General features: G+C 54.5%; 13 protein-coding genes. 8 read left to right on the forward strand and 5 right to left on the reverse strand.

Going from position 1 to position 15173, the window contains the following annotated elements; all coding sequences use genetic code 11:
* Nucleotides 1-37 precede the first annotated feature (37 nt).
* Entirely contained in the window at nt 38-892 is an 855-nt protein-coding gene (gene ampE / locus IV04_RS16920; protein WP_037401837.1) for a beta-lactamase regulator AmpE, read from the forward strand.
* A 30-nt stretch (nt 893-922) separates the two neighbouring features.
* Here ampE and hemL read toward each other — a convergent pair whose 3' ends face one another.
* On the reverse strand, nt 923-2212 hold the full coding sequence (gene hemL, locus IV04_RS16925; RefSeq protein ID WP_037401841.1) for a glutamate-1-semialdehyde 2,1-aminomutase: 1290 nt from the start codon (nt 2210-2212) through the stop codon (nt 923-925).
* Between the two features lie 276 nt (nt 2213-2488).
* Between hemL and erpA the strand changes: the two genes are divergently transcribed.
* Nucleotides 2489-2833: an iron-sulfur cluster insertion protein ErpA gene (gene erpA / locus IV04_RS16930; protein WP_037401844.1), complete on the forward strand. Its 345-nt coding sequence runs from the start codon at nt 2489-2491 to the stop codon at nt 2831-2833.
* Between the two features lie 55 nt (nt 2834-2888).
* Here the strand turns inward: erpA and IV04_RS16935 are convergent, their stop codons facing one another.
* From IV04_RS16935 to mtnN, 3 genes are read right to left on the reverse strand one after another with little or no spacing between them, the layout of a single operon-like run.
* Complete coding sequence (locus IV04_RS16935; protein WP_037401848.1) at nt 2889-3503, reverse strand: TRIC cation channel family protein; 615 nt, start codon at nt 3501-3503, stop codon at nt 2889-2891.
* Nucleotides 3503-4288, reverse strand: coding sequence for a vitamin B12 ABC transporter substrate-binding protein BtuF (gene btuF, locus IV04_RS16940; RefSeq protein WP_037401948.1), 786 nt, complete (start codon nt 4286-4288; stop codon nt 3503-3505). The genes IV04_RS16935 and btuF overlap by 1 nt, the downstream gene beginning before the upstream one ends.
* A 10-nt stretch (nt 4289-4298) precedes the next feature.
* Nucleotides 4299-5000, reverse strand: a complete 702-nt coding sequence (gene mtnN / locus IV04_RS16945; protein ID WP_037401952.1) for a 5'-methylthioadenosine/S-adenosylhomocysteine nucleosidase — start codon at nt 4998-5000, stop codon at nt 4299-4301.
* Between the two features lie 125 nt (nt 5001-5125).
* Here mtnN and dgt point away from each other — a divergent pair, with 125 nt between their 5' ends.
* The 3 genes from dgt (at nt 5126) to IV04_RS16960 (ending at nt 9607) form a co-directional block, all read left to right on the forward strand.
* Entirely contained in the window at nt 5126-6643 is a 1518-nt protein-coding gene (dgt, locus tag IV04_RS16950; protein WP_037401851.1) for a dGTPase, read from the forward strand.
* 192 nt (nt 6644-6835) lie between these two features.
* A complete protein-coding gene (gene degP / locus IV04_RS16955; RefSeq protein WP_037401854.1) occupies nt 6836-8275 on the forward strand; it encodes a serine endoprotease DegP in 1440 nt (479 codons plus the stop codon).
* 177 nt (nt 8276-8452) lie between these two features.
* Entirely contained in the window at nt 8453-9607 is a 1155-nt protein-coding gene (locus tag IV04_RS16960) for a CdaR family transcriptional regulator (protein ID WP_037401857.1), read from the forward strand.
* 42 nt (nt 9608-9649) lie between these two features.
* On the opposite strand, the gene garD is transcribed toward IV04_RS16960, so the two are convergent.
* Nucleotides 9650-11215, reverse strand: a complete 1566-nt coding sequence (gene garD / locus IV04_RS16965; RefSeq protein WP_037401860.1) for a galactarate dehydratase — start codon at nt 11213-11215, stop codon at nt 9650-9652.
* 473 nt (nt 11216-11688) lie between these two features.
* Here garD and IV04_RS16970 point away from each other — a divergent pair, with 473 nt between their 5' ends.
* From IV04_RS16970 to garL, 3 genes are read left to right on the forward strand one after another with little or no spacing between them, the layout of a single operon-like run.
* Nucleotides 11689-13044 (forward strand): MFS transporter, encoded by a 1356-nt coding sequence (locus IV04_RS16970; RefSeq protein WP_037401861.1) that lies wholly within the window; start codon nt 11689-11691, stop codon nt 13042-13044.
* The gene (gene gudD / locus IV04_RS16975) at nt 13041-14372 is read left to right on the forward strand and encodes a glucarate dehydratase (RefSeq protein ID WP_037401863.1); all 1332 of its coding nucleotides are present in this window, start codon (nt 13041-13043) and stop codon (nt 14370-14372) included. The genes IV04_RS16970 and gudD overlap by 4 nt, the downstream gene beginning before the upstream one ends.
* A 25-nt stretch (nt 14373-14397) precedes the next feature.
* Entirely contained in the window at nt 14398-15171 is a 774-nt protein-coding gene (gene garL, locus IV04_RS16980) for a 2-dehydro-3-deoxyglucarate aldolase (protein WP_037401865.1), read from the forward strand.
* Nucleotides 15172-15173 lie beyond the last annotated feature (2 nt).

The following is a 15173-nucleotide window of genomic DNA, read 5'->3' on the forward strand; positions in this document are numbered from 1 at the left end:
AAGCTGGGGAAAGATCAATAAAGGGGAGGAGTAGCTGATGACGCTGTTTACGCTGTTACTGGTTTTAGCGTGGGAACGTCTATTTAAATTGGGTGAACACTGGCAATTGGATCACCGTCTTGAGGTGGTGTTTCAACGCCTGCAGCGGGTTTCGCTGGTGCAGACGCTGGCGATGGTCTTAATCTGGATGGCGGCGATAGCGGGTATTCTATGGCAGCTTAAAGGACTGTTTTTTGGCGTGGTAGTGTTACTGCTGTGGATCCTGATTGGCTTGTTGTGCGTGGGGGCCGGGATCATGCGTAAGCATTACCGGGCCTATTTGGAAGCGGCACGTCAGGGGGATGAACATGCCAGCACCCAGATGGCGGAAGAACTGGCCTTGATCCATGGTCTCCCGGCGGAGGGCACGAAAGAAGAACGCTTGCGTGCGCTGCAGAATGCGTTGCTGTGGATTAACTATCGCTATTATCTGGCCCCGTTGTTCTGGTTTGTGGTGTGCGGGCCTTATGGGCCGATTGCCTTGGCCGGTTATGCTTTTCTGCGTGCTTATCAAACCTGGTTGGCGCGGCACCGTACTCCGTTGGAGCGTGCTCAGGCAGGGATCGATTTCCTGCTGCACTGGTTAGACTGGATCCCGGTGCGGCTGGCTGGCGTGGCTTATGCACTTCTCGGCCATGGTGAACGTGCATTGCCAGCATGGTTTGCTTCGTTAGGCGATCGCCATACGTCGCAATATCTGGTGCTGACGCGTTTGGCACAATTCTCTTTGGCACGCGATCCGCATCAGGATCCGGTGCAGACACCACGGGCAGCGGTAACGCTGGCACGTAAGGTGACGATGATTATTCTGGTGGTGGTAGCGTTGCTGACCATCTACGGGGCGTTGGTTTAGAGCGGGCGCGGAATGCGCCCGCCAAAGTATTTACAGCTTGGCGAAGCAGCGACGAGCTGCGTCAACGGTGCGCTGGATGTCTTCATTGCTGTGGGCAACCGACATAAACCCAGCTTCAAAGGCTGACGGAGCCAGGTAAACGCCTTCCTCCAGCATCAGGTGGAAGAAGTGCTTGAAGCGTTCAACATCACATTGCATCACATCCTGATAGCTGGTGACGGACTCGGCATCGGTAAAGAACAGGCCGAACATGCCACCGACATGGTTGACGACGAACGGAATGTTTTCGGCTTTTGCTGCTTCCAGCAGGCCTCTGGCCAGCCTGTCAGTCAATTCGGTCAGCGTCTGGTGGATACCGACTTGTGAAACCTCGGTCAGGCAGGCGAAACCTGCCGCCATGGCAATCGGGTTGCCAGACAGCGTTCCCGCCTGATAAACCGGCCCGGTAGGAGCCAAGGCATCCATGACTTCGCGACGACCACCGAAAGCACCGACCGGCATGCCGCCGCCGATGATTTTGCCCAGGCAGGTCAGATCCGGCACCACATCGTAATAACTCTGTGCACCTGCTAGCGCGACGCGGAACCCGGTCATGACTTCGTCAATAATCAGCAGGGCGCCATATTGATCGCACAGGGCACGCAGGCCGGGCAGGAATTCTGGCAGTGGCGGGATGCAGTTCATGTTGCCAGCCACCGGTTCTACGATAATACAGGCGATTTCTGACGGATATTGTTCAAATGCACGACGGACCGAATCAAGATCGTTATAGGTACAGGTCAGGGTATGTTTGGCGAAATCCGCTGGTACGCCGGGTGAGTTTGGTTGGCCCAGGGTCAGTGCGCCAGAACCGGCTTTGACCAGCAGGCAGTCGGCATGGCCGTGGTAACAGCCTTCGAACTTGATGATCTTATCACGGTGGGTATAACCGCGCGCCAGACGAATGGCGCTCATGGTGGCTTCGGTGCCGGAGTTCACCATGCGCACCATATCCATGGTGGGCACCAGTTCGGTCACCAACTGTGCCATTTTGACTTCCATCTCGGTCGGCGCACCAAAGCTCAAGCCGCGCTGCGCCGCTTCAATCACCGCATTACGGATCGCCGGGTGATTGTGGCCCAGCACCATTGGGCCCCAGGAACCGACGTAATCGATATAGGCTTTGCCGTCGGCATCAAAAAGGTAAGCACCATCAGCGCGTTCGATAAACAGCGGTGTGCCGCCAACACCGGTGAATGCACGCACCGGAGAGTTAACCCCGCCGGGGATCAACTGCTGTGCCTGGGCATACAGACTTTCGGACTTGCTGTGTAAGCTCATAAATCGGCTCCTGGATTTTCATTTGAAGGATTTGACCGCGCTATTCTAGAGGAGAGCGCCACGTTATGAAACGATCGCAATCAGATACCTATTGATGGGAGCTAATCTGTTGTATTTCTAAGTACTGGCCCGCGATCGCGATAGATGAAAAGGTAGATAAGATGCAACAAATGCGGTGAATACTTGAACGTAACACTCAGGTATTAGATAATCAAAGGCATTAATCGGGCTGCCGCTGTAGTAACCTGATGCGAAACAATGTTGGGAGTAAAGAGTATGAGTGATGAAACAGCCCTGCCCCTGCAATTTACCGAGGCAGCAGCAAACAAGGTTAAGTTCCTGATTGCTGATGAAGAAAATCCAAATCTGAAGCTGCGGGTTTACATTACCGGTGGCGGTTGCAGCGGATTCCAGTACGGCTTCACTTTTGACGACAAGATCAACGACGGTGACATGACCATTGAGAAGCAGGGCGTTGCGCTGGTGGTTGACCCAATGAGCCTGCAATATCTGGTGGGTGGCTCGGTGGATTACACCGAAGGGCTGGAAGGTTCACGCTTTATTGTGACTAACCCGAACGCTAAGACCACGTGCGGTTGCGGTTCTTCATTCAGTATTTGATCCCCTCTCTTGGTTAAAAAACCCCGCCAATCTGCACGGTTGGCGGGGTTTTTTATTACTTCTCAAGAATGAACGCGGGCAGTTTCAGGTGCCAGCGAATGGCGGCCAGCCGGATACCCAGCGTAATCACCATTCCCAGCATCATGGCCTGTTGCAGCGGCATACCGAAAGTATAGAACGCGGTAGTATGCACGATCCCACCGACAATACAGGCGGTGGCATAGACTTCGGTGCGCAGGATCATCGGGATCTCGCGGGCCAGCACATCGCGGATAATCCCACCACCTACGCCGGTAATCACCCCCATACACACGGCCACCAGCGGGCTGGTACCTGCAGCCAGTGTTTTATTGACGCCAATGCCGACAAATACCGCCAACCCAACCGCATCCAGCACCGGCAGGATCCATTTCGGCAGACGGCGTGGCTGGCGTACCAGCAGCAGCGTCAGCACGCAGGTAACCATCGCGACCACCAGATCGGTCGGATCCTGCACCCAGAAGACCGGCCCGTTGGCTAGCGCCATATCACGGATCGTCCCGCCACCAACGGCGGTAACGACCCCCAGCACCAGCACACCGAACGGATCCATCCGCAGTTTGCCCGCCAGCAAGACGCCAGAAATGGCAAACACTGCTGTTCCGAGAATATCCAGCCAAAAAACCAGCATTACTTTATCTCCGCCAGTTGGTTACAGAGTTGTTGCGCCGCCAGCATAATGCGTGGCCCAGCGCGGTTGAACCAGTCTTCATTCAGCGCAATGACCGGAACCACCAACTGCGGGGCCCAAAAAGCCTTTACGCTGGCGATCTGCTGCTCGCCACCGGTAATGACGATCGCCTGTGGCTGACGCGTCAGCACCTGTTCGCGGCCAATCTGCGGCCACGGCATGCGGCTGTCGGCGAAAATATTTTCTGCACCACACAACTTCAACACCTGGCTTTGCAGCGTGGCCGCAGAAGCGGTGAACAAGGGTTGGGTGCCGAACTGCAACAACACGCGGCGCGGTTGATTGTGGGCGTATTGGGCCGTCAGCGCTGCCATTTGCTGGCGCATGTGCTCAGCAGCATGATGCGCCTGCTCCGGATGAGGGCTGTACTGTGCCAGCGCATCCAGCGAGTTTGCGATATCGTCGATGCTTTTGGCATCAGCGTAGAAAATCGGGATGCCGAATGAAGCGAGCTGATCCAACAACCGCTGTGGATTACCGCCACGCCACGCCAGGATCAGATCCGGTTTCAGCGCCAGTATCCGTTCCAGGTTGATGCCTTGCCAGGAAGCAACCTGCTCCAGTTGCTTTGCTTCTGCCGGGTAATCTGAATAGGCGCTTGCTGCCACCAGCGTTTCGCCCATGCCAGCGGCATAGGCGAGTTCGGTGGTGTCGGGTGCCAGGCTGATAACGCGTTGAGCTGCGCAGGTTGGCAGTGCGCAGCATAATGCAAACAGCCATAACAGAACCTTCACATTAACCGCGCTTAGCCAGGGTTTGCAGCATGGCGTTGACCATCAGCGACGATTGCTTGGCGGCGACGCTCAGGAATTCGTCAAAGCTCATATGCGATTGCTGGTCGGCCACGTCGGAAATGGCACGCACGACCACAAAAGGCGTGCCAAACTGGTGACAGACATGGCCCACGGCGGCGGCTTCCATCTCAACGGCCGCAACGGTTGGGAAGGTGGTACGGATGCGTGCCAACGGTTCAGCGCCGTTGATGAACGCATCACCACTGCAAATCAGGCCGCGTACGGCGTGCAGATCAAGCTGTGTAATGCACTCTTCTGCCAGGGCGATCAAATCCCCGTTGGCGGTAAAAGCGGGCGGACAACCGGCCATCTGCCCCGGTTGATAACCGAAAGCGGTGACATCGGCGTCGTGATAACGCACTTCTTCTGAAATCACGATATCACCGACTTTCAGCGTTGATGCCAAGCCACCAGCAGAACCGGTGTTGATCACCACATCGGGCTGGCAATGCTCCAGCAGCAGCGTAGTGCCCAGAGCCGCCGCGACTTTACCGATCCCTGATTTCAGCAGTGCGACATCAACCCCATTGATCTGGCCGGTATAGATCTCACAGCCAGCACGCTGAATGGTCTGACAGTTTTCAATTTGTGCGCGCAGCAGGGTAACTTCTTCTTCCATTGCACCGATGATGCCTACTTTCATAAATAACACTCGCGGATTGGGGGGGAAATTGCGGCATAGTCTATCATGGCTCCTAGAGAATACCGTTGCATCTGCTGCCGGGAATTGTTATCACGGAGGGAATGCGCAATGGTGGGAGAAACGAGATGTCCGGGATCGACTTTAAGCAGAAGATCAGTTTCCAACGGCCATTCAGCAAGCCGATTGAAGCCGAAGAAGAGTACGATATCGTCCGGCAGTTTGAGAGCGATCGTGGGCGTATCGTCAATTCGGCGGCGATCCGCCGTTTGCAGCAAAAAACGCAGGTGTTTCCGCTGGAGCGCAATGCGGCGGTGCGTAGCCGCCTGACCCATTCGATGGAAGTGCAGCAGGTGGGGCGGCATATTGCCAAAGAGATCCTCAACCGTTTCAAGCAGGAACAGCGTATTGATACGCTCGGCCTGAGTAAACTGCTCGATCCGTTTGAAAGCATTGTGGAAATGGCCTGCCTGATGCATGACATCGGCAATCCACCCTTTGGCCATTTTGGCGAATCGGCGATTAATGACTGGTTCCGCCAACGCCTCGATCCGGCCAACTGTGGCAGCGAACCGAGCAGCCATGAAAGCTGCCAGGTGGGGGTGCTGCGTCTGCGCGAAGGGCAGAACGATCTGAATCGGCTGCGCAGCCGCATCCGCCAGGATCTCAGCCACTTCGAAGGCAATGCTCAGGCGATCCGGCTGGTATACACCTTGCTGAAGTTGAACCTGACCTATGCCCAGGTTGGCTGCATCCTGAAATATACCCGCCCAGCCTATTGGGCGAGCGACATCCCGGCCAGCCACAGTTACCTGATGAAAAAGCCGGGTTTTTATCTGGCGGAAGAGGCTTTTGTCGATCGTCTACGGCGCGAATTGAATATGGGGGAGTTCGATCGCTTTCCTCTCACTTATATTATGGAAGCCGCTGATGATATTTCTTATTGCGTTGCTGACCTGGAAGATGCGGTTGAAAAAAACATATTCACCGTCGAGCAATTGTATCAACATTTAACGCAGGAGTGGGGCGAGGTGGTTCCTGGCGATATGTTTGATAAAACGGTTGCCAGCGCATTCCGTAAAATTGATCGCGGCGGTGCACGCCGAAGTTCGGAAGATCAATTCTTCATGTACCTGCGGGTATTCACCGTGGCGCGTTTGGTGCCACATGCCGCCCAGCGATTTATTGATAATCTGGACGCGGTTTTTCACGGCCATTTTAATGGTGCGCTGTTAGAAGATTCCGGCCCGGTTTATAAGTTATTGGAAATATTTAAAAACGTCGCTTTCAAGCATGTGTTCAATCACCCAGAGGTGGAACAGCTTGAACTGCAGGGCTATCGGGTGATCAGCGGCCTGCTGGATATTTACAGCCCATTATTGGCAATGCCGCTGGCGGATTTCAGCCAGTTGGTGCGTGATGACAGCCACCGCGCATTCCCGATCGAAACGCGGCTGTTCCACAAACTTTCCACCAAACACCGGTTGGCCTACATGGAAGCCGTTGAAGGGCTGCAGCATCTTTCTGCTGAGCAACAGGCGATCAGAGAATATTATTTCCGCGCCCGGTTATTGCAGGATTATATCAGTGGTATGACCGATCTTTATGCTTATGATGAATACCGTCGTTTAATGGCGGCAGAATAATTAGCTGGCCGACAAATATCTATTTTACCGTTGTCATGGCCAGTTCGAGAGGTTACTTCGAGTTTTGTAAAGACAGACAATATTTGTTTACTATTAGCCAACGGCCAGGTTCGGAACTTCAATGTTTTAATACGCTCTTAATAAGCACAAATTCGCAGTACTTGTTGAACGACTTTTATAAGAGACACACAGATGAAAAAAACCGCACTCGTTTTAAGCGCCTTGGCATTCAGTATTGGTTTGACTTTAGGGCCGGTAACGACCGCCACTGCTGCAGAAAGTGTATCTGCATCAACCAGCATGCAACAATTGCCGAGTTTGGCCCCGATGCTGGAAAAAGTCATGCCTTCCGTAGTGAGTATCAATGTTGAAGGTAGTGCGCCGGTCAGTGCACAACAGGGAATGCCTCAGCAGTTCCAGCAGTTCTTTGGTGACGACTCACCGTTCTGCCAGGACGGCTCACCGTTCCAGGGGTCACCGATGTGCCAGGGTGGCCAAGCAGGCCCAGGGGGGAAAGGGGCTCAAGAAACCTTTAAAGCGCTGGGTTCTGGTGTGATTATCGATGCTGCTAAAGGCTATGTGGTTACCAATAACCACGTGGTGGACAATGCCAGCAAGATCCAGGTGCAGCTGAGCGATGGCCGCCGTTTTGAAGCCAAAATGATCGGTAAAGATCCGCGTTCGGATATTGCGTTGATCCAGTTGAAAGAAGCTAAAAACCTGACGGCTATCAAAATGGCGGATTCCGAACAACTGCGTGTGGGTGATTACACCGTGGCGATCGGCAACCCGTATGGCCTGGGTGAAACCGTCACTTCGGGGATCGTTTCGGCTCTGGGACGTAGCGGTTTGAATATCGAAAACTACGAAAACTTTATCCAGACTGATGCAGCGATTAACCGGGGTAACTCCGGCGGTGCGCTGGTGAACCTGAACGGTGAACTGATCGGTATCAACACCGCGATTCTGGCTCCGGACGGCGGTAACATCGGTATCGGTTTTGCCATCCCAAGTAACATGGTGAAAAACCTGACGGCGCAAATGGTGGAGTTCGGCCAGGTGAAGCGCGGCGAACTGGGGATCATGGGGACTGAACTGAACTCCGAACTGGCGCAGGCGATGAAGGTTGATGCCCAGCGCGGGGCGTTCATCAGCCAGGTTATGCCGAAGTCTTCGGCTGAAAAAGCCGGTATCAAGGCCGGTGACGTGATCGTCACCCTGAACGGTAAAGCGATTTCCAGCTTTGCTTCGTTCCGTGCAGAAATCGGCACACTGCCAATTGGCACCAAAATGTCGCTGGGCCTGATCCGTGATGGCAAACCGTTGATCGTTGACGTGACGCTGGAACAAAGCAGCCAGGCTCAGGTGGAATCCGGCAATATTTATACTGGCATCGAAGGTGCTGAGCTGAGTAACGCCACCGGCACTCATAAAGGGGTGAAAGTGGACAACGTGAAGGCTGGCAGTGCAGCCGCGCGCGTTGGCTTGAAGAAAGGTGACCTGATCCTGGGCGTGAACCAGCAACCGGTCGAGAACCTGGGCGAATTGCGTAAGATTCTCGACAGCAAACCGACGGTGCTGGCGCTGAACATCCAACGTGGTGACTCAACGCTGTATCTGCTGATGCAGTAAGGCTTTCTCATTACCACACAGGGCACGCTACGGCGTGCCTTTTTTTATGTGGCTAAATTGTGAACGTCAACACAATTAACCACCGGCTGAAAACGTATTTGTGCATATGCACAATGTACGGGGGGGAGGGCGTCGGTATGCTAGTGGTTATATAGCATCCAGCAGGAGCAAGGAGCCATGGCGGAATATCATCTTAATGCCAAGCTAGCCAAGGAAATTGTTACTCGCACCATGAAAATTATCGACAGCAACGTCAACGTGATGGATGCCCGTGGCCGGATCATTGGCAGCGGCGATCATGAGCGTTTGGGGGAACTGCATGAAGGGGCATTGCTGGCGTTATCGCAAGCCCGAGTGGTGGATATTGATGATGCCGTGGCGCGCTATCTGCACGGTGTTCGCCCTGGGATCAATTTGCCATTGCGTATCAACGGTAAAATTGTCGGGGTTATCGGCCTGACCGGTAATCCGGCACAGTTGCGTCAGTATGGTGAACTGGTCTGCATGGCCGCAGAGATGATGCTGGAACAGGCCCGCTTGACGGGGATGCTGGCGCAGGACAGCCGCTTTCGCGAAGAGCTGGTGCTCAATCTGATTCGCACAGAGGAGCTGTCCCCCGCCCTGATGGAGTGGGCTAACCGGTTGGGTATTGATCCCAACCAGCCGCGTGTTGCTGCGGTAGTCGAGGTTGACAGTGGTCAACTGGGGGTCGACAGCGCCATGGATGAATTGCAGCAGTTGCAGGCTTTGCTGACGCTGCCGGAGCGGGACAATCTGATCGCCATTGTTTCTCTCAACGAAATGGTGGTGCTGAAACCGGCGCTGAATAGCCATGGGCAATGGGATGAAGAGCACCATCGGCGGCGGGTGGAAAGCTTGCTGTCACGCATGAATGAAAGCAGCCGCTTGCGCGTGCGGATTGCGCTGGGTAACTATTTCAGCGGCCCGGGTGGCCTGATGCGCTCTTACCACACGGCACATACCACCATGACGGTTGGCAAGCGGCGCATGCCGGGGCAACGCGCCTATTACTATCAGGATCTGATGTTACCGGTGCTGTTAGGTAGCCTGCGCAGCGGTTGGCTGGCTGATGAATTAGCGCGGCCACTGGAGCGCCTGAAGGCCATGGACAGTAATGGTCTGCTGTTGCGCACGCTCAATGCCTGGTTCCTGAACAATGTGCAACCTATCGCGACGGCCAAAGCGCTCTATATTCACCGGAATACGTTGGAATATCGTCTGAACCGCATTTCAGAACTGACCGGGCTGAACCTGGCCAATTTTGATGCACGCTTGCTGTTGTACGTGGGTTTGCAGCTTAATGAGAACTAGCTGTGCCCCGCAGTTGAGCAATGCCCAACTACGGGGTAGATTTCAGGTCACTGGAGCGGGATTAAATACCGCTAAGGCGTTGTACAGCCCCCATTGATCCGACCAGGTTTTCTTCCGGCCGCTGGCGATAGCCAGAATCAGTTCAAACAGTTCCCAACCTACCTGCTCAATGGTCGCTTCGCCGGTAGCAATGGTGCCTGCGTTGATATCGATCAGATCGTGCCAGCGTTCGGCCAGTGCGCTACGAGTAGCCATCTTGATGACCGGCACGGCAGTTAAACCGTAGGGGGTTCCCCGGCCAGTTGTGAACACTTGCACCGTGATGCCAGAGGCTAACTGTTGGGTGCCGCAAACAAAGTCGCTGGCGGGGGTTGCGGCATAAATCAGGCCACGTTTGCTGGGGCGCTGGCCGGGAGACAGCACTTCGACAATCGCACTGCTGCCGGACTTGGCAATAGAACCTAGCGCTTTTTCCACTACGTTGGCCAAGCCGCCTTTTTTGTTGCCCGGCGAAGGGTTGGCGCTGCGATCGGTTTGGCCATTGCTGAGGTAATCATCGTACCAGGCCATCTCCTCCAGTAAGCGCTTGCCAACCTGCTCATCGGCTACCCGTGGCGTTAACAGATGAACCGCATCGCGTACCTCGGTCACTTCTGAGAACATCACGGTGGCACCACAGCGAACCAGCAGATCGGAGGCAAAGCCTACCGCTGGGTTGGCCGTCACCCCGGAAAACGCATCGCTGCCTCCGCATTGCATACCCACCACCAGTTCTGAGGCGGGTACGGTTTCCCGTTGACGGCGGTTCAGTCGTTGCAAGTGCTGTTCGGCAACGCGCAGGATATCGGCCACCATCGCCTGAAAACCAACATGCTTCTCATCCTGCAGACGAACGATATGGTTTTCATCCAGTGAGATCGGCTGTACGTCTTCAGTGCCCAGCAGCAGGCGTTCCGGCTGCAGTTTTTCGCAACCCAGGCCCACCACCATCACTTCGCCACCAAAATTAGGGTTGAGTGCCAAGTTGTGGATGGTGCGGATTGGCACCACCGCTGCAGGTGCATTGATGGCGACGCCACAGCCATACAGATGATTCAGACCTACCACACCATCAACGTTGGGGTATTTTGCCAGCAGATCACGCTCAATGATTTTCACCACATAGTCAACCACACCGGCCACGCAATGCACGCTCGTGGTAATACCCAGCAGATTTTTACTGCCAACGCTGCCATCTGGGTTGCGATAACCCTCGAAGGTGTAGCCTTCCAAAGGGGGTAATGCCGGTGGCACATGGTTGGCGAGTGGCAGGCTGGCCAAATCGGGGGCCGATGGCAGCAATACCAGCGATTCATCAATCCAACTGCCACAGGCAATATCTCGCAGAGCAAAGCCGATCACCTCGCCGTAGCGCAGGATCTCGCCACCCTCGGGGATATTCTGCAGTGCCACTTTGTGCCCTTGCGGAATATGTTCCAATAATGTCAGCCCACAGGGGAATATTTCCCCTTTAGCCAAGCCATTATTATTGACCACAATAGCGACGTTATCTTGCGGATGAACTTTTATATATAATGGTGGTTCTTTAATACGATTAACTTCGGACATTGCAACCTCACATATCCTGACGTGTTATCCCCAATATCGTCAAAACGGTAACCTGAAAAGTATCGGGTCTATATTTTGTGCCGTAAGTCATAATCGAAAGCTTTGCTCGTGAAAAATTATAACGTTCACCGACATGCCAGACACTATGCAGATGACCTATATTCCGTCGTTTCTGAGCACGATTCTTTGGCATTGGTCCAGTCGGCTGTGAAGTGGTTCACGCGACGGTGGCGCTTGTATGATTCCGTGAGCCAGTCAACGTCATTTTGGGCAGATGCCACAAATTAGCCCGGATATTATCTAAATTATTAGGGCATTGCCTGATGAGCCCGCATGGTGCGATCTCTATACTTTTATACCAGCAGAATTTATTGCGCTTAAAATTGCCGCTGCCGTAATGATATTAATCGAAGTGCTCAAACAGGCCGCAATTAATTAAACCATTTCATTCTGAGAGTATTCAGGAGAGCACCATGTCTACAATCAGCACTGCGAGCAGTGCAATAAAAAGAACGAATAAGCGTTATTGGATTGTGGTGATGTTGTTTATTGTCACTTCATTCAACTATGGCGATCGCGCCACGCTGTCGATTGCTGGTACTTCGATGGCTCAGGATATTGGCCTCGATCCGGTTGGGATGGGCTATATCTTCTCGGCGTTTTCCTGGGCCTATGTTATCGGGCAGATCCCCGGTGGCTGGTTGCTGGATCGCTTCGGTTCAAAGCGGGTGTATTTCTGGAGCATCTTTATCTGGTCGCTGTTTACCTTGCTGCAAGGCTTCGTCGATATTTTCAGCGGCTTTGGCATTGTCATAGCACTGTTCGCGTTGCGCTTCCTGGTTGGCCTGGCAGAAGCCCCTTCCTTTCCGGGCAACAGCCGGATCGTGGCTGCCTGGTTTCCTGCCCATGAACGTGGAACCGCGGTAGCGATCTTCAACTCTGCACAATACTTTGCCACGGTGATTTTCGCCCCGATCATGGGCTGGTTAACGCACGCGGTTGGCTGGTCACACGTTTTCTTCTTCATGGGGGGGTTGGGCATCATCCTGAGCTTTATCTGGCTCAAAGTGCTGCACGATCCTAAAGATCACCCCAGCATCAATCAGGCCGAACTGGATTACATCGAAGCCGGTGGGGCCTTGATCAACATGGATCAGAAGCAGAAAAAGCAGCAGCAGATCAAAGGCGAGAAGTGGTTCCAGATCAAGCAGCTCTTGCAGTCGCGCATGATGGTTGGTGTGTATATCGGCCAATACTGCATCAATGCCATGACCTACTTTTTTATCACCTGGTTCCCGGTGTATCTGGTGCAGGCGCGGGGGATGTCGATCCTCAAGGCCGGTTTTGTCGCTTCGGTCCCGGCAATCTGTGGCTTTATCGGGGGGGTACTTGGCGGCGTGATTTCCGATTACCTGATGCGTCGTACCCAGTCGCTGACCTTTGCCCGTAAGACCCCGATTGTGCTGGGCATGCTGTTATCGATGTCGATGATTTTCTGCAACTACGTCGATACCGAGTGGATGGTGGTGGGGATTATGGCCGCCGCGTTCTTCGGTAAAGGGTTGGGGGCTTTAGGTTGGGCAGTCATGGCTGATACCGCACCAAAAGAAATCAGCGGCTTGAGCGGTGGCCTGTTCAATATGTTCGGCAATATTTCCGGCATCGTTACGCCAATTGCGATCGGCTACATCATCGGCACCACCGGATCATTCAACGGTGCGCTGATTTATGTCGGTATTCATGCGTTCCTGGCGGTGGCCAGCTACCTGTTTATCGTCGGCGAGATCAAACGTATTGAATTGAAACCCATGATGAGGAATGGACGATGAATATGGCACCCAAAATTACCTCGATGCGGATCGTGCCGGTTGCCGGTCATGACAGCATGCTGCTTAACCTCAGCGGTGCCCATGCGCCGTTCTTCACCCGCAATATTGTGATCTTGCAGGATAACGCCGGTAACACCGGGTTAGGCGAAATTCCTGGCGGTGAGAAAATCCGCCAGACGCTCGAAGAGGCGCAGCCGCTGGTGGTGGGTAAAACCCTCGGCGAATACAAAAACGTGATGAATGCAGTGCGCCAGCGTTTTGCCGATCGTGATGCAACCGGGCGCGGCCTACAGACTTTCGATCTGCGTACCACCATTCACGTGGTGACTGGGATTGAGGCGGCGATGCTGGATCTGCTGGGCCAGTTCCTCAATGTGCCGGTAGCCGCCCTGTTGGGTGACGGGCAGCAGCGCGATTCGGTTGAAATGCTCGGCTATCTGTTTTACATCGGCGATCGTAACAAAACCCCGTTGCCTTACCAGAGCCAACCCGATGAAGCCTGTGACTGGTATCGCCTGCGCCATGAAGAAGCGCTGACGCCATCAGGCATTGTGCGTTTGGCTGAAGCGGCTTACGAGAAATATGGTTTCAACGATTTCAAACTGAAAGGCGGCGTGCTGGCGGGCAGTGAAGAAGCGGAAGCGGTCACCGCGCTGGCACAGCGTTTCCCGCAGGCGCGTATTACCCTCGACCCTAACGGGGCCTGGTCGCTGCAGGAAGCGATCGCTCTTGGCAAACAGCTGCGTCATGTGCTGGCCTATGCCGAAGATCCTTGCGGCGCTGAACAAGGGTTCTCTGGCCGGGAAGTGATGGCGGAGTTCCGCCGTGCTACCGGGTTGCCCACCGCCACCAATATGATCGCCACCGACTGGCGGCAGATGAGCCACACGCTGCAATTGCAATCGGTAGACATCCCATTGGCCGATCCCCACTTCTGGACTATGCAAGGTTCGGTGCGGGTGGCACAAATGTGCCACGAGTTCGGCTTGACCTGGGGTTCACATTCCAATAACCACTTCGATATTTCTTTGGCGATGTTCACTCAGGTGGCCGCAGCGGCGCCGGGCAACATCGCGGCGATCGACACGCACTGGATCTGGCAGGAAGGCAACCAGCGCCTGACGCGCGAACCGTTGCAGATCGTGGGGGGACGGGTGGCGGTTCCGCAACGGCCAGGGTTGGGGATCGAACTGGATCACGATCGGCTGATGCAAGGCCATGAGCTGTATAAAAAACACGGGCTGGGGGCACGCGATGATGCGCAGGGCATGCAGTACCTGATCCCTGGCTGGACCTTTGATAACAAACGCCCGTGTCTGGTTCGTTAATGATTTTTTGAACAGAGGAAACACCATGAATAGCTGCCACAACCGTTTTCGCCAGTCGCTGCTTGCGGGGGAAACCCTGATCGGCTGTTGGTCGGCACTGGCTAACCCAATTTCCACTGAAGTGTTGGGGTTGGCCGGTTTCGACTGGCTGGTGCTGGATGGCGAACATGCGCCGAATGATATTGGTACTTTTGTGCCGCAACTGATGGCGCTGAAAGGCAGCCACAGTGCTGCAGTGGTGCGCCCACCGTGCAACGAACCCATTATTATCAAGCGCTTGCTGGATATCGGTTTTTACAACTTCCTGATCCCGTTTGTGGAAAGTGCCGAACAGGCACGGCAGGCGGTAGCCTCGACCCGCTATCCACCAGCCGGTATCCGTGGCGTATCGGTTTCACACCGTAGCAACGGTTACGGCACCGTAGCCGATTATTTTGCCCAGATTAACGATCAGATTACCGTGCTGGTACAGATCGAAAGCCAACTGGGGGTGGATAACCTGGATGCCATTGCTGCAGTGCCAGGGGTTGACGGCATTTTTGTCGGGCCGGGGGATCTGTCTGCTGCGATGGGGTATCTCGGCCAGCCGAATCACCCGGAAGTGCAGGCGGTGATCCGCCATATTTTCCAGCGTGCCAGCGCACAGGGTAAAGCTAGCGGCATTCTGGCACCGGCTGAGGCCGATGCTCGCCGTTATCTGGAGTGGGGAGCACGCTTTGTGGCGGTTGGCAGCGATCTCGGTGTTTTTCGCAGTGCCACGCAGGCCTTGTGCGATCGTTTTAAACACAGCGGTAAATAAGG

It is taken from the genome of Serratia sp. Ag1 (assembly GCF_000743355.1).
In the GTDB taxonomy this organism is placed as follows: domain Bacteria; phylum Pseudomonadota; class Gammaproteobacteria; order Enterobacterales; family Enterobacteriaceae; genus Chania.